The 18,337-nt window shown below is 72.7% G+C and carries 17 protein-coding genes; 8 read left to right on the forward strand and 9 right to left on the reverse strand.

The annotated features are described in order from the left end of the window. Positions 1-49 precede the first annotated feature (49 nt). The 4 genes from ACGFZF_RS30725 to ACGFZF_RS30740 form a co-directional block, all read right to left on the reverse strand. Positions 50-502, reverse strand: coding sequence for a subtilase-type protease inhibitor (locus tag ACGFZF_RS30725; RefSeq protein WP_356599915.1), 453 nt, complete (start codon positions 500-502; stop codon positions 50-52). Positions 503-946: 444 nt separating this feature from the next. Beyond that, positions 947-2,584 carry a transporter gene (locus tag ACGFZF_RS30730; protein ID WP_393559474.1) on the reverse strand — a complete coding sequence of 546 codons (1,638 nt, stop codon included), beginning with the start codon at positions 2,582-2,584 and terminating at the stop codon, positions 947-949. Next, the gene (locus ACGFZF_RS30735; protein ID WP_393559476.1) at positions 2,581-3,420 is read right to left on the reverse strand and encodes an ABC transporter ATP-binding protein; all 840 of its coding nucleotides are present in this window, start codon (positions 3,418-3,420) and stop codon (positions 2,581-2,583) included. Before ACGFZF_RS30735 ends, ACGFZF_RS30730 begins: the two co-directional genes overlap by 4 nt. Before the next feature lie 73 nt (positions 3,421-3,493). Continuing rightward, the gene (locus tag ACGFZF_RS30740; RefSeq protein ID WP_393559478.1) at positions 3,494-4,171 is read right to left on the reverse strand and encodes a bifunctional DNA primase/polymerase; all 678 of its coding nucleotides are present in this window, start codon (positions 4,169-4,171) and stop codon (positions 3,494-3,496) included. A 267-nt stretch (positions 4,172-4,438) separates the two neighbouring features. On the opposite strand from ACGFZF_RS30740, the gene ACGFZF_RS30745 reads away from it, so the two are divergent. Together ACGFZF_RS30745 and ACGFZF_RS30750 are read left to right on the forward strand one after the other, a co-directional pair. Next, a complete protein-coding gene (locus ACGFZF_RS30745) occupies positions 4,439-5,821 on the forward strand; it encodes a transcriptional regulator (protein WP_393559480.1) in 1,383 nt (460 codons plus the stop codon). A gap of 307 nt (positions 5,822-6,128) precedes the next feature. Beyond that, the gene (locus ACGFZF_RS30750; RefSeq protein ID WP_393559482.1) at positions 6,129-7,508 is read left to right on the forward strand and encodes a hypothetical protein; all 1,380 of its coding nucleotides are present in this window, start codon (positions 6,129-6,131) and stop codon (positions 7,506-7,508) included. A gap of 57 nt (positions 7,509-7,565) precedes the next feature. Here ACGFZF_RS30750 and ACGFZF_RS30755 read toward each other — a convergent pair whose 3' ends face one another. Beyond that, the gene (locus ACGFZF_RS30755) at positions 7,566-8,834 is read right to left on the reverse strand and encodes an ABC transporter substrate-binding protein (RefSeq protein ID WP_393559484.1); all 1,269 of its coding nucleotides are present in this window, start codon (positions 8,832-8,834) and stop codon (positions 7,566-7,568) included. 145 nt (positions 8,835-8,979) lie between these two features. On the opposite strand from ACGFZF_RS30755, the gene ACGFZF_RS30760 reads away from it, so the two are divergent. Both ACGFZF_RS30760 and purU read left to right on the forward strand, forming a co-directional pair. Next, entirely contained in the window at positions 8,980-9,462 is a 483-nt protein-coding gene (locus tag ACGFZF_RS30760; protein WP_393559486.1) for a hypothetical protein, read from the forward strand. Between the two features lie 46 nt (positions 9,463-9,508). Next, positions 9,509-10,360 carry a formyltetrahydrofolate deformylase gene (gene purU, locus ACGFZF_RS30765; RefSeq protein WP_393559488.1) on the forward strand — a complete coding sequence of 284 codons (852 nt, stop codon included), beginning with the start codon at positions 9,509-9,511 and terminating at the stop codon, positions 10,358-10,360. A gap of 43 nt (positions 10,361-10,403) precedes the next feature. Here the strand turns inward: purU and ACGFZF_RS30770 are convergent, their stop codons facing one another. Both ACGFZF_RS30770 and ACGFZF_RS30775 read right to left on the reverse strand, forming a co-directional pair. Beyond that, positions 10,404-11,684, reverse strand: a complete 1,281-nt coding sequence (locus tag ACGFZF_RS30770) for a zf-HC2 domain-containing protein (RefSeq protein WP_393559490.1) — start codon at positions 11,682-11,684, stop codon at positions 10,404-10,406. Further along, a complete protein-coding gene (locus ACGFZF_RS30775; RefSeq protein WP_393559492.1) occupies positions 11,681-12,262 on the reverse strand; it encodes a sigma-70 family RNA polymerase sigma factor in 582 nt (193 codons plus the stop codon). The genes ACGFZF_RS30770 and ACGFZF_RS30775 overlap by 4 nt, the downstream gene beginning before the upstream one ends. Before the next feature lie 222 nt (positions 12,263-12,484). Here ACGFZF_RS30775 and ACGFZF_RS30780 point away from each other — a divergent pair, with 222 nt between their 5' ends. Both ACGFZF_RS30780 and ACGFZF_RS30785 read left to right on the forward strand, forming a co-directional pair. Continuing rightward, positions 12,485-12,865, forward strand: coding sequence for an STAS domain-containing protein (locus ACGFZF_RS30780; RefSeq protein ID WP_356599898.1), 381 nt, complete (start codon positions 12,485-12,487; stop codon positions 12,863-12,865). Positions 12,866-12,892: 27 nt separating this feature from the next. After that, positions 12,893-13,423: an EF-hand domain-containing protein gene (locus tag ACGFZF_RS30785; protein ID WP_393559495.1), complete on the forward strand. Its 531-nt coding sequence runs from the start codon at positions 12,893-12,895 to the stop codon at positions 13,421-13,423. 7 nt (positions 13,424-13,430) lie between these two features. Here the strand turns inward: ACGFZF_RS30785 and ACGFZF_RS30790 are convergent, their stop codons facing one another. Both ACGFZF_RS30790 and ACGFZF_RS30795 read right to left on the reverse strand, forming a co-directional pair. Next, positions 13,431-14,219: a polysaccharide deacetylase family protein gene (locus tag ACGFZF_RS30790; protein ID WP_393559497.1), complete on the reverse strand. Its 789-nt coding sequence runs from the start codon at positions 14,217-14,219 to the stop codon at positions 13,431-13,433. Between the two features lie 110 nt (positions 14,220-14,329). Beyond that, positions 14,330-15,874 (reverse strand): class I adenylate-forming enzyme family protein, encoded by a 1,545-nt coding sequence (locus ACGFZF_RS30795; RefSeq protein WP_393559499.1) that lies wholly within the window; start codon positions 15,872-15,874, stop codon positions 14,330-14,332. A 134-nt stretch (positions 15,875-16,008) separates the two neighbouring features. Between ACGFZF_RS30795 and ACGFZF_RS30800 the strand changes: the two genes are divergently transcribed. Together ACGFZF_RS30800 and ACGFZF_RS30805 are read left to right on the forward strand one after the other, a co-directional pair. Beyond that, entirely contained in the window at positions 16,009-17,202 is a 1,194-nt protein-coding gene (locus tag ACGFZF_RS30800) for an amidohydrolase family protein (protein ID WP_393559501.1), read from the forward strand. Beyond that, entirely contained in the window at positions 17,202-18,335 is a 1,134-nt protein-coding gene (locus ACGFZF_RS30805; RefSeq protein ID WP_393559503.1) for an acyl-CoA dehydrogenase family protein, read from the forward strand. Before ACGFZF_RS30800 ends, ACGFZF_RS30805 begins: the two co-directional genes overlap by 1 nt. Positions 18,336-18,337 lie beyond the last annotated feature (2 nt).

The following is an 18,337-nucleotide window of genomic DNA, read 5'->3' on the forward strand; positions in this document are numbered from 1 at the left end:
GGGGAGGCCGGGCCCCTCGGGGCCCGGCCTCCCTGGACGCGGTCGCGGATCAGAACGCGAACACGCTGTTCCGGGCCATCCCGGCGTGCATCTCGCACGTGTTGGCGTACGTGGCGGACCAGCTGACCCGCCGGCCCTGCCACACGCCGTCGCCGGTGACCGTCACCGGGTCCCACTGGCGCGTACAGGGGCTGTCGCCCCACATCACGCTCAGCTGCGCGAGGTCGCCGCCGACCCCGGCCAGCTCCTTGCAGGCGGCGGCGGGCGCGGGGTGGGTGCCGCTGGGGCGCGGGCTGCAGTTCAGGGTCACCGCCCTCTCGACCGTGGCCGTCGCGGCGTCCTCGCCCTTGCCGACCGTGAGCACGAGTGCCGACGGCGGGTACAGGCTCGCGGGAGCGGCCGGGGCGGCCTGGGCGAGGCCGGCGCCGGCCGTGCCCAGGAGGGCGAGACCGGTCACGGTGGCGAGGGCGGTGGCGACGGATGAGCCGCGGAGGTAACGCACGGGTATGTCTCCTTCGGATGTTTGTGCGGGTGACTTGCGATTGCGGACGGGAGTCTTGCTGATGCGGAGGGTGATCGCACATCGCTCGCCGCTTTCCGGCCGTGGGCCCCGGACGGCACCCGACCGATTGGTCGTTCGGGCAGCTGGGAGAGGGTGCGCCGAGACGCGAGGGCGGGCCCGTGACGCCGAAATCGGGCATTGGTACAAGCCCGAACGAAGCGCTGAGCTGCGAAGACGTCGAATTGGTTCGGTCTTGGAGCATTACGACGGCGGCCGGGTAGGCCGGAAGACCCCAGTCCGAAGGGTCCGCGCGCCCGTGAATCCGTCGGGTCGGGAGACGCGAAGAGGGCGGGAGCGGACGTGTCCCGTCCGGCCCCGCCCTCTCGTCCCGCGCGCGGGACGGCCCTCGGGTCGTGTCCGCCCGGACACGGCCTTCGGCCCGCTTCAGCCCTTGCTCACCGCCACGAGGATCTCCGGCAGCCGCCGTGCCGTCCGGGGCGCCGCCATCCGCAGGCCCGCCCAGGCGATCAGTGCCCCGTACGCCGTGCCGCCCGGGAGGAGGATCCAGAGCAGCGACTCCCGGTCCGTGAGGTGGAGGAAGACCGTCGCGCCGATCACCGGCGCGCACAGCACCGCCGCCGCGAGCATCCCGCCGAAGATCGAGATCCAGGCCAGCCCGGCCTGCCCCGGCGCGACGTTCTTGTAGGCGCTGTCCTGCGGGATCGAGTACGGGAAGTTCGCCGACGCCACCGCGCCCGTCGCCAGCATGGCGCCGAGCAGCGCGAAGGCCAGGCCGAGTGCCTGCGGCAGCGCCGACCAGTCGCCGAGGACCGCCGCCGTCGCCGCCGTCACCAGCGCCGTGTACGGCAGGGTGATCGTCAGCAGGGCCAGCGCCCGCGCCCGCAGTTCGGCGTACGCGTCCGCCGTCGTCGAGATGGTCTGCGCGACCATCCAGAAAGCCGAGGTGTCCTGCCCGAACTGGTTGTACATCTGGATGCCGAGCATGCCGGAGGCGAAGCAGGCGAAGTAGATCGAGCCGGTGCCCTGGAGGGCGTTGACCATCGGGACGATCAGGCCGATCGCCAGGGAGGTGATCCACGCGGCCTTCGTCTTCGGGTCGCGCCAGATGTAGCGCAGGCTGCGCTCCATCACCGTGCCGGTCCGCCCGCCGGGCAGGAGCCGGTTCAGCAGTCCGCGGCCGGCCCTGTCCTTCGCCGACGCCTCGCCGGCCGCGCCGACCGTCGAGCCGTCCGGCGCCGTCATCAGCTTCACCAGGCTCCGCTGCCACCAGTACAGCAGCGCCCCCAGCGCGGCCGCCGTCAGCAGCAGCCGGGCCGCGGCCGACGTGTGGTCGCCCGCGCTCGCCGCGTCCACCGCGGCGACGGCGGAGGCGGGCGGCAGCCAGCCCGTCAGCTCGGCGACCGGTTCGAGCGCGGACAGCCCGCCGGCCCGGCTGAGCCGTTGGACGCCGAAGTTCACCAACTGGATGCCGACCGCGATGACCAGGCCGCTCAGCACCGCCAGGTCCCGGCCCTTGCGCGAGGTCAGCAACCGCACGTTGGCCGCCGCGACCGCTCGCGACAGCGCCACGCACACCAGCGTCACCAGGGGCACGGCCAACACCGAGACCACGATCCCGGCGGCGCCCCGGGCCAGCGCGAAGGCCGCGCCCAGCGCCGCACAGACGGTGAACAGCGGGCCGATCCCCACCAGTGAGGCGACCAGCAGCGCCCGCACCAGCGACCGCGGCCGCAGCGGCAGCATCACCAGCCGCGAGGGGTCGAGCGTCTCGTCGCCGCTCGGCACGAACAGCGGCATCACGGTCCACGCGAGCGCGAGCACCGCCGTCATCGGCACGGCGACCGAGACCGCGTCCTCGTTCCCGCGCAGCAGCACGAAGGCGAGCACCATCCCCGCCGCGAAGACGGCCGCCACGACGATCGAGGTGACGTAGGCGGCAGTACGGCCCGCGGACTGGCGCAGTCCGTTGCGCAGCAACGCGAGCTTGAGGCGTACGAACACCGAGGTCAGCGACGGAGCCGCGGCCGTCGGGGCGGGGGAGGCGGAAGTGGCGGTCGTCATCGGGCGGAACCGCCCAGCCAGTCCAGGGACTCCCCGGTCTCCCGTCCCTGCGCGCCGACCAGTTCGAGGAACGCGGTCTGCAGCGACGGCGCCTCGCCCCGTACGTCCGCCAGGGTGCCCTGCGCCCGGATCCGGCCCGCGGCCATCACCGCCACCCAGTCGCACAGCGACTCCACCAGCTCCATCACGTGGCTGGAGAAGACGACGGTCGCGCCTGAGCCGGTGTACCGCTCCAGTACGCCCCGGATGGTCTGCGCGGACACCGGGTCGACGCCCTCGAACGGCTCGTCGAGGAAGAGGACTTCGGGGTTGTGCAGCAGTGCCGCCGCCAGCCCGATCTTCTTGCGCATGCCGGTCGAGTAGTCCACGACCAGCTTGTTCTGCGAGCCGGCCAGGTCCAGTACGTCGAGCAGCTGGGCGGCCCGCTTGTCGACCTCGGCACCGGGCAGCCCCCGCAGCCGCCCGGTGTACGCCAGCAGTTCGCGGCCCGAGAGGCGCTCGAAGAGCCGCAGGCCCTCGGGCAGGATGCCGATCCGGGCCTTGACCTCGGCCACCGACTCGGGGTCGCGCCAGACGTCGTGTCCGGCCACGAGGATGCGTCCGTGGTCCGGGCGCAGCAGTCCGGTGATCATGGACAGGGTCGTCGTCTTGCCGGCGCCGTTGGGGCCGACGAGCCCGATGAACTTCCCCGCGGGCAGGACGAGGTCGATCCCGTTCACCGCGATCTGCGGGCCGAAGCGCTTCCACAGCCCCTCGACCCGGACCGCGGGCACCGCGCCGTCCTCCGGCGCGTGGCCCGCTTGTTCGAACACTCCGTCAAATGCCTGGTCAGGCATGATCCGTCACCTCTTCGGTCGTCCCCGTACGCGACGGGGCCAACCTTACGGCGGCGGCTTCAGGGGGAAGGGGTCATGACTGACGTGCCCGTTCGGCCGCCGCCTCCCGCCCGCAGGCGTAGGCGAGCGGGCTGATCAGCTCCTCCGCGTCCGGCAGCCAGCGGTTCGCCGGGGTGGGCCGGCGCGCCCACTGCACGGCGCCGATCCCGCCGACCCGGGTGGGCGGCGCCGCGACGTAGTGGCCCTCTCCACGCGTGATCAGGTCGATCGAGGCCGGGGCCCAGCCGAGCTTGCGGACCAGGTCGGGGACCTTGGTGGCGGCGCCCGGCAGGACGAAGAAGAGCATCCGGCGGTCGGGGGTGCACGTCACCGGGCCGAGGGTCAGCTCCATGCGCTCCATGCGCGCCAGCGCCAGGAAGCCCGCCGACTCCGGCACGTCGATCGCGTCGAAGGTGCGGCCGGTGGGCAGCAGGATCGACGCCTTGGGGTGCTTCGACCACATGCGCCGTGCCCCGACCGCGCTGCCGGTGGCCTGGGTCGACCAGTCGGGCCTGGCCGGATGGGCGCCGGGTGTCACGCAGGCGTCGGCGCCGCAGGAGCAGCGCTCCCCGCCCTCGATCGCCTCCAGCCAGGTGCCGGGGAACACGTCCCAGTGCCGCTCTTCCGCGTACCGCACGGCGCTGTCCAGCAGCAGCTCCCCCCGCTGCTGGGGGATCTGCGCGGCCTCCGTGACTCCGATCGTCTCTTCCACGGTGATCTCAACTCCCGCCGCCACCTGGGGTTACGGGCGGGACGGAGAGCGGCGTGGAGCATCGATCCTGCATGCGGGGCGCATCGGTGCACGGGCGGGGGCGCGCGTGCGGCAGGGAAGCGGCGAACGGGTAGCCGGTGAAGGGGGGTGCCGGCCACAGGGCAGTGGTCGATGCGTCCGGTTTCGCGTGTTCACATCTGCATTGACCGGATATCCGCCGGGCAGTGATCAGTCCTATCGCTCGCACACCGGCCTCAGGGGGTAGTCATGGCAGCCAGGCCACTCGTTGCCCGTCAGCCGAACGAACGGCTGCAGGTGCTCATTCAGGAGGCCGCGTGTTCCAACGCCGGCCTCGCGCGCAGGGTGAACATGGTCGGAGCGGAACGGGGCCTCGACCTGCGCTACGACAAGACGTCGGTGGCGCGATGGCTACGGGGCCAGCAGCCGCGTGGCCGGGCGCCGGGGATCATCGCGGAGGCGCTGGGCCGCAAACTGGGCCGCACGGTCACGATCGACGAGATCGGCATGGCGAACGGCCGGAACCTGGCCTCCGGTGTCGGGCTGCAGTTCGCGCCGACCGTGCTCGGCGCGATCGAGCAGGTCTGCGAGCTGTGGCGCAGCGACGTGGGGCGCCGGGACTTCCTGTCGGGGTCGACCGTGGCCGCTTCCGCTCTGGTGGAGCCGAGTCGGGACTGGCTGATCACCGGCGCGGACGCGCAGGTGGCGCGGTCGGCCGGGGCGCGCGTGGGGATCGCGGACGTGGAGGCGGTCCGGGCGATGACGGCCGCGCTGGTCGATCTGGACCGCCGGTTCGGCTCCGGTCACGTCCGCCCGGTGGTCGTGCACTACCTGAACAGCGTGGTGTCCGGGATGCTGTCGGGCTCGTACCGGGAGTCGGTGGGCCGCCGGCTCTTCGGGGCCGTCGCGCGGCTGACGGAGCTGGCCGGTTACATGGCGGTGGACACCGGGCAGCCGGGGCTCGCCCAGCGCTACTACATCCAGGCGCTGCGGATGGCGCAGGCGGCCGGGGACCGCGGCTACGGCGGGTACGTGCTGGCGGCCTCGATGAGTCATCTGGCGGCGCAGCTCGGCAACCCGAGGGAGATCGCGCAGCTGGCGCGGGCGGCGCAGGAGGGCGCGCGGGGCCGGGTGACGCCGCGGGCGGAGGCGATGTTCTGCGCGGCGGAGGCCCGCGGGCACGCGCTGCTGGGGGACACGCGGGCCTTCGAGGTGGTGGCGGGGCGCGCGGTGCGGGCGCTGGAGCGGGCGGATCCGGACTCGGGGGACGACCCGGCGTGGATCGCGCACTTCGACCACGCCTACCTGGCCGACGAACTGGCCCACTGCCACCGGGACCTGGGCCAGGCGGAGGCGGCGGCGCGGGCCGCGGAGGACTCCCTGACCGGTCACCCCGAGACGCGGGCCCGGCGCCGTGCGATCGGCCTGGTCCTGCTGGCCTCGGCCCAGGTCCAGCGGCGCGAGGTGGAACAGGCCTGTCACACGGGCACGCAGGCGCTCGAACTCCTGGGCACCCTGAGGTCGTCCCGGGGCGCGGAGTACCTGGACGACCTGAAGGAACGCCTCGAACCCTTCTCCCGGGAGCCGGTGGTCCGCGAGTTCGGCACCAGGCTCGCGCTCCACGCGGCCTGAGGCGCGGCCCGGCCCGCGGAAGCGGGGAGACCGGGGGACGGGGCGGACGGGAGGGCGGGGAAGAAGGGGAGGGGGGAAGAAGGGGAGGGGGAGGGGGAGGGGGAGGGGGAGGGGCGTGCTGCTCGGCCCGATCGGGGGTTCGGCCCCCTTTCGACCAGGACGTGAGCGTCGTCACGTCCGCTCACCAGGGGCGTGCGTGACGGGAGTTGTCCCAGGTGTGTAATCGGAATCACACGCGTGTGCACGCCGCCGGACGCACCCGGTAGCGTGAGCCGACGATTCCGTAGGTCCATCAGTAGGAGTCCCGGTGACGCAGAGCGGACAGGGTCCGGAGCCGCAGTACCCGGCGGGGCGGCCCACGCACGAAGGTGTCGTGCTGCCCGCCGACGGCGGTGCGGCGGGCGGCCAGGCCGCCGGGCCGGCCGGCGGGCAGCCGTGGAGCGGCGGCTGGGGCCCCGGTGGGCAGCAGGGGCAGCCGCTGCCGCCGGAGGCCGTGCCGGGCGGCGCCGCGGACATGCAGGCGACCCAGTACATGCCGCCGGTCCCGCAGGGCGGGCCGCCGGGGCCGATGCCGGGCGCCATACCCGGGGCGCAGCCGCCGCAGGGGGGCTACGGCTACCCGTCGGCAGCCCCCGACGCGCAGGCGCAGCCGCCGCAGGCGGGCTACGGCTATCCGCCGGCCGCCCCGGCCGCGGACATGCAGGCCACCCAGTACATCCCGCCGGTCGCCGGGCAGGGTGGCGGCCCGGACACCCGGTTCCTCGGGACGGGCCCGCTGCAGCAGCCGGCTCCGCCGGCGGGCGCGTCCGACGCGACCCAGTACATCGCTCCCGTACCGGCGCAGATGCACGGCGAGCGGCAGCCTCCCGCGGAGTTCGACAACCTCTTCCGCAGCGACACGACGTCGCAGATGCCGCAGCCGCAGCAGCAGGCCCCGAGGCAGCCGTACCAGCAGGCCCCGTACGCGCAGCAGCCGCCGCCGCAGCAGTTCCAGCAGCCGCCGTCGCCGTACCAGGACGCCTACCAGGACGGGTACGACGACGAGCCCGAGCCGCGCCGCAGGTCGCCCGTCGCGCTGATCGCCGCCGTGGTCATCGGCTGCGCGGTCGTCGGCCTCGGTGCCGGCGCGCTGCTCAGCGGTGGCGACGGCGACAAGGACAAGAAGTCCGGCCAGCCCGTGGCCGCCACCACCGGCACGCCGTCCACCGCCCCCACGGAGAAGGCGGCCGACCCGGCCGAGCCGCAGGCGAAGGCGCTCGACAAGCTCCTCGCCGACAGCAACGACAGCCGTGACGCGGTGATCCGTTCGGTCGAGTCCATCAAGAAGTGCAAGAACCTCGACCAGGCCGGTTCCGACCTGCGGGGCGCGGCCGAGCAGCGCCGCGGTCTGGTGACCCGCCTGCAGGCGCTGTCGGTCGACCAGCTGCCGAACAACTCGGAGCTGACGGCGTCCCTGACGAAGGCGTGGCAGGCGTCCGCCTCGGCGGACGACCACTACGCGGCCTGGGCCGACCAGATGAAGAACAAGAAGCTGTGCAAGGGCGGCAAGGCGCGCAGCACCGGCGAGACGCTCGCCGCGGGCAAGGCGAGCAGCGACGCCACCGTCGCCAAGCGCGAGGCGGCCGGGCTGTGGAACCCGACCGCCGAGAAGTACGGGCTGTCGAAGCGGACGCCCACCCAGCTCTGACCGTCGCCGACCCGCCGGGCGCTGCCCCGCCCGGCGGTCGGACGGTCCGGCGCGGCCCTACGGGGCGGTGAGGACGGTCTGGCCGACGTCGACGAAGCCGGGCTTCTGGGCCACCAGGCGTCCCTGGCGAACCACTTGGAAGGTCACCTGGTGGTTGACGATCCGGGGGAAGCCGGTGGCGCCGAGCAGGTCCTCGTGTCGCCAGCGCAGCGGCGGCGTGAGGCCGCCGGTGTCGATCTCGACCCCGCGGTCGAGGGCCATCGAGAGGGCGTGGGCGTCGACGGTGTCGGTGTCGAGCGACTCGACGACCTGCTTCAGGACGGTGTAGGCGATCCAGGTCGTCTGCACGCCTGCGTCGGCCGGGTCGACCCGGTTGTCGACGAAGGCCTGCTCCTTGATCACCTTGCGCATCGGGGCCCAGCTCGGGTCGTTCTCCTCCGGGTACCAGCCGGTCACGTACGCGCCCTCGAAGGGGCTGTGGGGGCCGCCGGTGCGGTCGATGACCGGCTGGGCGACGCTGCCGAGCACCGAGGAGATGCGGACGCCCTCGTCGCCGTCACCGGCCTTCGCGTTCTCGGGCAGCCGGCGGAACGAGTCGAAGAACGTCTGGGTGCGCTCGCCGAGCACGGCGGTGACGCAGCCCTTGTCGTTGCCGGCCTTCGAGCGGGCCCGGCCGGCCTGCCGGGTGTACTCGGTGGAGTCCTCCGCGGCCGGGATGTCGATGGCGCTGCCGTGACGGGACTTGCGCAGGCCGGAGTTGAGGAGGTCGGGCAGCTTGTCGCCGGCCGCGTTGTCCGGCCGGACGAGGGAGACCTTGCGGCAGGACTCGGCGAGCTGGATCCCGTTGCCGGCGAGCAGGGACGCCTGGCCGCCGTTGACGGGGTAGGAGAGCGGGCTGGTGAACTCGTCCTCGGTGACGCCGTAGCCGCCGATGTACGGGATCCCCGCGGCCTCCAGGGGGGCGAGGAAGGCATGTGCGTGCCTGCTGTAGGAGCCGACGACGGCCACGGCGCCCTCCTTCACGGCACGGCGCGCGCAGGCCGCCGCGCCGGCGGAGGTGTTCTCCTCGTTGCAGGTGAGGACGCGGAGCTCGTGGCCGTCGATCCCGCCGGACTCGTTGATCCAGCGGGCGTACGCCTTGGCCATGGCGGGCATGCCCGGCATGTTGGTGGCCCGGGTGCCGTCGGGTGCCCAGGTCATCACCGTGACGGGCTCCCTGGAGCCCCCCGTGGCACCAGGGAGCACGCCACATCCGGTGAGCAGCGACGCTCCGGCCGCCGCGGTCGTGACGTGCGCGAGGAATGAGGTCAGTCGCCTACCGGTCATGGGCATGCACAATTCCGCCTCATGGGTAACGCGGGAGTGAGCATGGTTCAACGTTGGGTGACGTGAAGGTGAATTACGGGGGCCGGTCGGGAACGGTCGGCGGGGAACGTACGATCGAAACGTGTCCAGTCCACTCTCCGGTTCGATGAACTCTTCCCGTCGCGGCCGTCGCTCCTCCACCATGGGCGGCATGCCGCTCAACGACGTGCCTTGGTGGCGCTGGCGCAGCAACGTGCGCTCGGCGCTGCACATGCTTTCCGACCCCGGGTTCCACGAGACCACCTGGCTGGCCGGCCACGAGGGGTACGGCGACGTCACCGACGCCGTCTACCGACTGGTCGAGGACACCTGGCTCGACAACTGGTCCGCCGAGAAGTACGTGGGCACGGTCTTCCGAGACTCGGGGGAGGCCGCGCTCGTCGACGTGGCCGTGCTCCGGGTGCTGAGGATCATGCACCAGGTGGGTCCGGACGCCCCCGTCTCGGCCTACATGGACCATCACGGGTGGCCGGAGGCCGTCCGTGCCGCCCGTGAGGCACACGTACGGCTGGCGTCGGCCGACGGCGAGGACCCGGACGCGCCCCCGCGTTCGCTGGACGTGCTCCGGATCATGACCCGGTCCGCCTGACGGACGGCGGCCGGGGCGTCCTCCCCGCGTGTGGCACGCTACGGGGATGACCGACCAGTACGTCCTCACGCTCTCCTGCCCGGACAAACAGGGCATCGTGCACGCCGTGTCGAGCTATCTCTTCATCACGGGCTGCAACATCGAGGACAGTCAGCAGTTCGGGGACCGGGACACCGGCCTCTTCTTCATGCGGGTCCACTTCTCGGCCGAGGCGCCGGTGTCGGTGGACAAGCTGCGGGCCAGCTTCGCCGCGGTGGGTGACGCCTTCGAGATGGACTGGCAGCTCGACCGGGCCGACGAACGCATGCGTATCGTGCTGATGGTGTCGAAGTTCGGGCACTGCCTGAACGACCTGCTCTTCCGCTCCCGCATCGGGGCGCTGCCGGTCGAGATCGTCGCCGTGGTGTCCAACCACACCGACTTCGAGGAACTGGTGGGCTCGTACGGCATCCCGTTCCGGCACATTCCGGTCACCAAGGACACCAAGGCGGAGGCGGAGGCGGAGCTCCTGGAGCTCGTCCGCGCCGAGGAGGTGGAGCTCGTCGTCCTCGCCCGCTACATGCAGGTGCTCTCCGACGACCTGTGCAAGCAGCTGTCGGGCCGGATCATCAACATCCACCACTCCTTCCTGCCGAGCTTCAAGGGCGCGAAGCCCTACCACCAGGCGCACACGCGCGGGGTGAAGCTGATCGGAGCGACCGCCCACTACGTGACGGCCGACCTCGACGAGGGCCCGATCATCGAGCAGGAGGTCGAGCGGGTGGGCCACGAGGTCACCCCGGACCAGCTGGTGGCGATCGGCCGCGACGTCGAGTGCCAGGCTCTGGCGCGGGCCGTGAAGTGGCACGCGGAGCGCCGCATCCTGCTCAACGGGCGCCGCACGGTCGTCTTCGCCTGACGGGCCGCGCCGGAGCGGGCAGGGACGCGCACGCCCCTGCCCCCTACAGCCGGCTCAGCGACGCCGCCGCGAACAGCACGTCCCGGATCGCCTCGCGGTCGCCGTCCTGGCCCGCCGCGGCCTCCTCGGGCGGCACGTGTCCCGCCACCAGCTGGCAGAACTCGACACCGTCCATCGCCACCTGGGCCACCGCGTGGTCCGGGGAACCCATGGCCGCCGGCGAGTCGAGGGCGATGTACCAGTGGCCGCCGCCCGCGCCCTCGACCTCCAGATGGAGCGAGCGGCCCGGGGCACCCGCCTCGACCAGGTGGCGGGCCGGAGCGGCCAGACCCGCGCGGCGGCGCCCGGCCAGGGCGGCCGGCAGCAGCCGGGCGGCCAGGTCGATCATGCCGTGCAGGTGCGCCCCGCTCGGCGGCTCGTACGGGTACGCCACGGCGTTGGCGATGTCGTCCGCGTGCACCCAGCACTCGAAGGCCCGCTCCAGCAGCGAGTCGCGCATCGGGAGCGCGAAGTCCCCGTACGTCACGGTGAGGTCCGCGACGCCGCGCCCGGCGAAGGAGACCGTGCGGATCAGGGTGTGACTCTGGTCGCGCCACGGTTCGCGCACGCCGCGCGTCACCGGATGGTCCGAGCTCTGCCAGTACGCCTCCGTCCGCGCGGTCGGCGAGGCCGGGGACGCGGCCCGGGTGCCGCCGAGCGGGTCGTCCAGGCCCAGGGCCGTCGCCACCAGGCCGTCGACCGTGAGCAGGTGCCCGATCACGCCGGCCACCGTGGTCCGGCGGCTGGCCGGGCGCTCCTCCTCGAACCACTTCAGCCGGACCGGGGCGTGCCACTCCGACTCGCCGATGTCCTGGAGCAGCGCGTCGAGCCGGGCCGTCTCCGCGTCGTACGGGGCGGCCCAGGCCGGCACCGGGATCCGGGCCGGGCGGCGGCCGAGGCAGTTCTCCAGGACCCGGGAGCGCAGCAGCGGGTCGAGGTCCAGGTCGCGTTCCGCGTGCAGCAGGCCGACCGCGTCCCGCAGGCGCAGGGCCTCGTCGGCGCACGGGGCGCATTCGGTGAGGTGGTTCTCGACCGCTTCGGTCTCCTCCACCGAGCATGCCGACAGCGCCCAGGCCCCGAGCAGGGACTTCAGCACGGTGTGCGAAGGCGGCGGCGGGGGAGGCGGGGGCGCCTGCGGGAGGTCCGGCACCGGGCCGGGTGCGTCCGCGGGCGGGACGGCGCGCGACAGGTCGGCGTGGTCGTCCGCCGCCCAGCGCGGTCCCGGTATCCGGGGCGCGCGTGCGACCTCGTCGGGCGTGTCGTCGGAGCCGTTCGACCCGGTCACCGGGCACGTCCGTGACCGGGTGGCGAAGACCCCTCCAGCGGGCGGGTGTTCGCGGACGACAGCAGCTGGAGCCCGAGCCGCAGCCGGCGCCGCGCCTCGTCCTCCGTCACACCGAGGTCGGCCGCGGTCTGCCGGTAGTCGCGCCGCTGGAAATAGGCCAGTTCCAGTGCGGCTCGCAGCGGCGCCGGCATCGACGTCACGATGTAGTCCGCGCGGGCCGCCACCGAGGCCCGGAGCACCTTCTGCTCCAGCTCCTCCGCGGACCCCTCGCCGCTCTCCTCGTAGGCCACCGCCTCGGTCTGGCGCAGCCGGTGCACGGCCTGCCGCTGGGTCAGCCGGGCGACCCAGGAGCGCATGCTGCCCTCCTTGGGGTCGTAGGCGTCGGGGTTCTCCCAGATGTACCCGAAGACCTCGCGGGTGACCTGGTCGGCCGCGTCGTCGTCGTCGAGCACCCGGTGGGCGAGGCTGTGCACCAGGGAGGCGAAGCGGTCGTACAGCTCCCCGAGCGCGGCTGCCTCGCCCCGCGCCAGCCGCTGCTGCATCCTGCGGTCCCAGCGCGGTGGTGTGTCCTTCGCCATACGAAGCCCTCCGGAGCTCTGCGGCGGCCCTCCCGACCCGAGTTCATACTCCAAAGTAATGCGCCGCGGCACTGGCGCACTCCTCTTTGCCGCAAGTGCGCTCTTGACGGAATTCCCGATGGTAAGGAAAGCGTCAATCACGATACGGGGGGTTTCGCGCGGTTCCCCCGGGGCAGCGGGAGAGGCACGGGAAGGACTCCCTCCGTTTGAAGGGCGCGATCGGTGACGCTCCACGTCGAGGAAGACGAAGACGAACAGGGCCCGTGGACGGTGCTGCGCATCCGCGGGGAGCTGGACCTGGTGACCTCTCCTCTGGTCCGCAGACGGGTCCACGACGCCGTCGCCGACGGGCGCCACGATCTGGTCCTGGACCTCTCGGGCGTGGTGTTCTGCGACTCCAGCGGGGTGGGCGTGCTGATCGCCGCCCGCCGGCTCATGTACTCCTGCCGCGGCCGGCTGCACGTCGTGCTGCCCGCGCCGGACGCCATGGAGGGCGCGCACGTCAACCGGGTCCTGGCCGCGCTCGGGGTGCGGCGCCTCTTCGAGGTGTACGGGGACGTGGACGCCGCCGTGAGCGAGGACGCCCGGCCCCTCTCGGCATAGCGGGCCCGGTCGTCGTAGTCTCCGAGGATGGAGCACACGCAGCACACGGAGCACCCGGACCGCGAGCGGCTTTTGCAGCGCCGGCTCGCCTCCCGCTTCGCCGCCTTCGACCAGGACGGCGACGGGACCATCTCCCGCGAGGACTTCTCCACCGCGGCGAAACGGCTTCTCACCGAGTTCGGCGTCACGTTCCGCTCCGACCGCGGGCAGGCCCTGTGCGACGGCGCCGAGGCGTTCTGGCAGGGCATGGCCGGGATCGCGGACGTCGACGGCGACCAGAAGGTGAGCCACGAGGAGTTCCTCGGCGGCGCGGTCAAGCGACTGCACGACCACCCCGAGCGCTTCGCGGAGATCGCCCGGCCGTTCCTGCACGCCGCCCTCGCCATCGCCGGGACACCCGCGGAGGTGGAGCGCGCCCTGCTGGCGCTCGGTGTCTCCCCGGAGGCGGCCGCGCTGAGCGCCCGTACGCTGCCGACCGCGGACTCGGGAGCCGTCGACGAGCAGGCCGCCGTGGGTGCCTTCGCCCGGTACTTCATGACGGAGGAGCGCGACTCCTGAGCGGCCTTCAGGGGCGGGTCCGCACGGGGAAGCCGGTCGGGTGGCCCTGCTCCTTGAGCCAGGGCAGGACCTGCTCCAGCGCGGCGACGGTCTGACTGCGGTCGCCGCCGCCGTCGTGGAAGAGGATCGTCGGCCCGTTGGGCAGCTCGTTGCGCACGGTGTCGACGATCGCCTGCGTGCCGGGCCGGTGGAAGTCCTTCGTGTCGACGTTCCAGCCGAGCGGCCGCATGCCGGCCGCCGCGGCGATCCGCCGGCTGTCGGGGGTGAAGGCGCCGCCCGGGGCGCGGTAGTACTCGACCTTCGCACCGCCCGCCGCGTCCTCGATCATCTTCTTCGCCGCGAGGATCTGCTGCTTCTGGTACTCGGGCGACTTCCGGTCCATCGTGGTGTCGTGGTCCGTGGTGTGGTCGCAGAGCCGGTGTCCGTCGGCGACGACCTGCTTCACCAGTTCGGGGTGCTGCCGGGCCTGCGGGCCGATCATGCAGAAGACGGCCTTGACGCCGTTCTTCTTCAGGATCCGCAGCACGTCGGGGGTCCACCGCGGGTCCGGGCCGTCGTCGATGGTGATGTTGACGGCCTGTCCGCCCGACTCGGAGGCGTGCGCGATGCTCTCCGGGACCCTGGCGGGCGGGCGCGCCGGGTTCTGCGTCGAGGGGCCCTTGCCCTGCGCGGCCGGCCCGCGCGCCGTGTCGGCCGCCTCCGAGCGGGTCAGGACCGACGCGCCCCACACCGCTCCGGTGAGTGCGACCGCCGACGTGACGACGGCTATGTGCGCGGTGTACTTCCTCAGTGCCATGAACGTCCACTCCCCCGCTGGCCCGTGACCGGCTTCCGAGAGGAGGACGTCGGAAAGCCCGGGAAGGTTTCACTCAAAAGGGACGTACCGTGGAGCGGGTCTCCCGGTGTTCAGGCCGTGTCCACCGTGGTGAACCGTTCGCGCAGTTTGTACTTGAGGACCTTCCGCAGGGTGTCGTTGCGCGGCAGTTCCTCGACCACCTCCAGCTGCTCCGGCAGCTTGTGGACGGAGAGCCCCTCGCCGCGCAGGAAGTCGGTGACCGCCGCCAGGGTCAGGGGGGCCGCGCCCGGCGGCCGTTCGGCGGGTTCGACCACCGCGCAGACCCGCTCGCCGCGTTCCGGGTCCGGCAGGCCGATGACGGCCGCGTCGCCGACCGCCGGGTGCCGGTGGAGGAGGTCCTCGATCTCCTTGGCCGAGATGTTCTCCCCCTTGCGGATGATGATGTCCTTGATCCGGCCGGTGAGGACCAGGTGCCCGGACGGGGTGAGGTGTCCCACGTCGCCGGTGATCAGGAAGCCGTCCTCGTCGAAGGCGGTGGCCGTCTGCGCGGGGTCCAGGTAGCCCCGGCACACCGCCTCGCCGCGCAGGCGCACCTCGCCGTTGCCGGAGGCGTCCCGCGCGATGCGTATCTCCATGCCGGCCGGCGGCCTGCCCTCCGTGGTGGCGAGGTTCTCGGCGGTGTCGTCCGGCGAGCCCATGGTGATCATCGGGACCTCGGTCATGCCGTAGCCGTGGGTCAGCTGGCATCCCATCTCGCGCACCACCGCGTGGTAGACCTCCGGGGGCTTGGGCGCCCCGCCGCCGGCGAGCAGCCGCAGGCTCGGGATGAGCTTCTCGCCCGGGGGCAGCTTGCGCTGCTCGGCCAGGAACATCGCGTAGAAGGCGGTGGACCCGCCCGCCACCGTCACCCCGTGCTTGCGGTACTCCTCCAGGGCGCCGGGCAGCGCGAACTGCTCGAACATCACCGCGGGGAAGCCGTAGAGCAGCAGCATCACCGTGTAGTCGGGCCCGGCGATGTGGGCGTACGGGAAGGCCATCGAGCCGACGTCGTCCGAGGTCAGGTGCAGGGCGTGGGCGAGGCAGGAGCCGCCCGCGATCAGCGAGCGGTCGGTGTGCAGGACGCCCTTGGGGTCGGAGGTGGTCCCGGAGGTCCAGTAGATCCAGCGCACGTCCTGCCCGGATTCGGGCGCCGGCGGGGGCGGCAGGACCGCCGGGTCGCCGTCGGGAAGGGAGTCGTAGGCCTCGAAGACGCCCCGGGCACCGAGCCGGCGTGCCAGCTCCGTGTGGTCGAAGCCGCGCCAGACCCCGGGTACGGCGAAGAACTCGGCCCGCGACGCGCGCAGCGCGAAGCCGACCTCGCGGTCCCGGTAGAAGGGGATGACCGGGGACTGGACGGCTCCGACGCGGGTCAGCGCGAAGGACAGGATCGCCGTCTCGATCCGGGTCGGCAGCTGCCAGGCGACGACCGTGCCCGGGCGCACCCCCATCTCCCAGAGGCCGGCGGCGCACCGTTCGGCGCGGTCGCGCAGTTCGCCGAAGGTCAGCGTCCGGTCGCCCTGGAGCAGGACGGGATGGTCGGGGGTGAGGGCGGCGCGGCGGGCGACGAGCTCCCAGAGCGTGCGGGAGGCGCCCAGGGCGTGTGCGGTGTCGGTCATTCTCGACTCCGAGCGGCTCGATCGAACTGACGGACTGTCAGATCGTGCGGAGAGCGTAGGGCCATGCTCCTTGTCGGTCCAGGGGTGCGGGGCTAGCCTGCTATCTGACGACCCGTCAGAAGAGGAGTGCGCCCATGGACCAGGAACTGCCTCGGATCATCAGCGTCGACGACCATGTGATCGAGCCCGCGCACCTCTTCGACACCTGGCTGCCGGCGCGGTACCGCGACCGCGGACCACGGCCCGTGACCGCGGGCATCGGGGAGCTGGAGTACGTCGGCGGGAAGTACCGGATCACCATGGACCCCGACGGCCCGCCCACCGACTGGTGGATCTACGAGGACCTGAAGTTCCCGTACAAGCGCAACATCGCCGCCGTCGGCTTCGACCGCGACGACATGACCCTGGAGGGCATCACCCGCGCGGAGATGCGCCGCGGCTGCTGGGACCCCGCCGAACGACTGAAGGACATGGACCTCAACCACGTCGAGGCGTCCCTGTGCTTCCCCACCTTCCCCCGCTTCTGCGGCCAGACGTTCGCCGAGGCCCACGACAAGGAGGTCGCCCTCGCCTGCGTCCGCGCCTACAACGACTGGATGGTCGAGGAATGGTGCGGCGGCAGCGGCGGGCGGCTGATCCCCCTCTGCATCATCCCCCTCTGGGACATCGACCTCGCCGTCGCCGAGATCCGGCGCAACGCCGCCCGCGGGGTGCGGGCCGTGACGTTCTCCGAGATCCCCACCCACCTGGGGCTGCCGTCGATCCACTCCGGCCACTGGGACCCGTTCTTCGCCGTGTGCCAGGAGACGGGGACCGTCGTCAACATGCACATCGGCTCCTCCTCCCAGATGCCCGCCGCGTCCCCCGACGCCCCGCCCGCCGTGCAGGCGTCGCTCAGCTTCAACAACGCGATGGCCTCGATGATGGACTTCCTCTTCAGCGGGGTCCTGGTCCGCTTCCCGACGCTCAAGCTGGCCTACAGCGAGGGCCAGATGGGCTGGATCCCGTACGCCCTCGAACGGGCCGACGACGTGTGGCAGGAGCACCGCGCCTGGGGCGGCGTCCGCGACCTGATCCCCGAACCGCCCTCGACGTACTACTACCGGCAGATCTTCTGCTGCTTCTTCCGCGACAAGCACGGCATCGCCTCGCTCGACGTGGTGGGGCGGGACAACGCCACCTTCGAGACGGACTACCCGCACGTCGACTCGACGTTCCCGCACACCCGCGAGGTCGCCCTCGACCACGTCAAGGACCTCGACGACGAGACCGTCTACAAACTGATGCGCGGCAACGCCATCCGGATGCTCGGCCTGGGCATCGTCTGATGGACCTCGCGTACACCGCCGAGGAGGAGGACTTCCGGGCGCGGCTGCGCGCCTGGCTCGCGACGGTCCTGCCCACCCTGCCGCCCCGGCCCGACCCGCTGGACTGGCCGGGCCGCCGCGCCTACGACTGCGGCTGGCAGCGCCGGCTGTACGAGGCGGGGTACGCGGACGTCCACTGGGACGCCTCCCCGACCCATCGGCTGATCTTCCTGGAGGAGACCGAGCGGGCCGGCGCCCCCTACGTCGGCGCCAACTTCGTCGGACTGCTGCACGCGGGACCGACGATCGCGGCCGAGGGGACCGCCGAGCAGCGGGAGCGCTGGCTGCCGCCCGTCCTGCGCGGCGAGGAGGTCTGGTGCCAGGGCTTCAGCGAGCCGGACGCCGGCTCCGACCTCGCTTCCCTGCGCACCAGGGCGGTCCGGGACGGCGACGACTACGTGGTCACCGGCTCCAAGATCTGGACCTCGCACGCCGAGGTCGCCGACTGGTGCGAACTGCTCGTCCGCACCGACCCGGAGGCCCCCCGGCACCGGGGCATCAGCTGGCTCGCGATGCCGATGGACGCTCCCGGGATCACCGTCCGGCCGCTGCGCACGCTCGCCGGGTCCGCCGAGTTCGCCGAGATGTTCCTCGACGAGGTCCGGGTGCCGGCCGCCCACCGGGTCGGCGCGGAGAACGACGGCTGGCGGGTGACCATGGTGACGCTGTCCTTCGAACGCGGCACGGCCTTCGTCGGCGAGGTCGTCGCCTGCCGCCGCACCCTCGGCGAACTCGCCGCCGCGGCACGACGCAACGGCACCTGGGACGACGACGTGGTGCGCCGCAGGCTGGGCGCGCTGAGCGCCGAGTTCCGCGCCCTGTGGCGCCTCACCCAGTGGAACGTCAGCGAGGCGCAGGCCGGCGGCGGCGTTCCCGGCGTCGGCGGCTCCGTCTTCAAGCTCCGCTACTCCCACGCCCGCCAGGAGCTCTACGACGCGGCCGCCGCCGTCCTCGGCCCGGACGCGCTCGACCTCGGCCGGGAGTGGAACCAGGACCGGCTGTCCTCGCTCTCGTACACGATCGCCGCGGGCACCTCGCAGATCCAGCGGAATATCGTCGCCGAGCGGATCCTCGGCCTTCCGAAGGGAGGGTGATC

The sequence above is a fragment of the Streptomyces sp. NPDC048338 genome, assembly GCF_043201055.1.
Taxonomy (GTDB): Bacteria; Actinomycetota; Actinomycetes; order Streptomycetales; family Streptomycetaceae; genus Streptomyces.

Excerpts from the sequence above, each read along its gene's own strand:
- ACGFZF_RS30730 (WP_393559474.1), bottom strand. The coding sequence starts at position 2,584 with ATGACGACCGCCACTTCCGCCTCCCCCGCCCCGACGGCCGCGGCTCCG.
- ACGFZF_RS30735 (WP_393559476.1), bottom strand. The coding sequence starts at position 3,420 with ATGCCTGACCAGGCATTTGACGGAGTGTTCGAACAAGCGGGCCACGCG.
- ACGFZF_RS30745 (WP_393559480.1), top strand. The coding sequence starts at position 4,439 with ATGGCAGCCAGGCCACTCGTTGCCCGTCAGCCGAACGAACGGCTGCAG.
- ACGFZF_RS30755 (WP_393559484.1), bottom strand. The coding sequence starts at position 8,834 with ATGACCGGTAGGCGACTGACCTCATTCCTCGCGCACGTCACGACCGCG.
- ACGFZF_RS30760 (WP_393559486.1), top strand. The coding sequence starts at position 8,980 with ATGAACTCTTCCCGTCGCGGCCGTCGCTCCTCCACCATGGGCGGCATG.
- purU (WP_393559488.1), top strand. The coding sequence starts at position 9,509 with ATGACCGACCAGTACGTCCTCACGCTCTCCTGCCCGGACAAACAGGGC.
- ACGFZF_RS30775 (WP_393559492.1), bottom strand. The coding sequence starts at position 12,262 with ATGGCGAAGGACACACCACCGCGCTGGGACCGCAGGATGCAGCAGCGG.
- ACGFZF_RS30785 (WP_393559495.1), top strand. The coding sequence starts at position 12,893 with ATGGAGCACACGCAGCACACGGAGCACCCGGACCGCGAGCGGCTTTTG.
- ACGFZF_RS30790 (WP_393559497.1), bottom strand. The coding sequence starts at position 14,219 with ATGGCACTGAGGAAGTACACCGCGCACATAGCCGTCGTCACGTCGGCG.
- ACGFZF_RS30795 (WP_393559499.1), bottom strand. The coding sequence starts at position 15,874 with ATGACCGACACCGCACACGCCCTGGGCGCCTCCCGCACGCTCTGGGAG.
- ACGFZF_RS30800 (WP_393559501.1), top strand. The coding sequence starts at position 16,009 with ATGGACCAGGAACTGCCTCGGATCATCAGCGTCGACGACCATGTGATC.
- ACGFZF_RS30805 (WP_393559503.1), top strand. The coding sequence starts at position 17,202 with ATGGACCTCGCGTACACCGCCGAGGAGGAGGACTTCCGGGCGCGGCTG.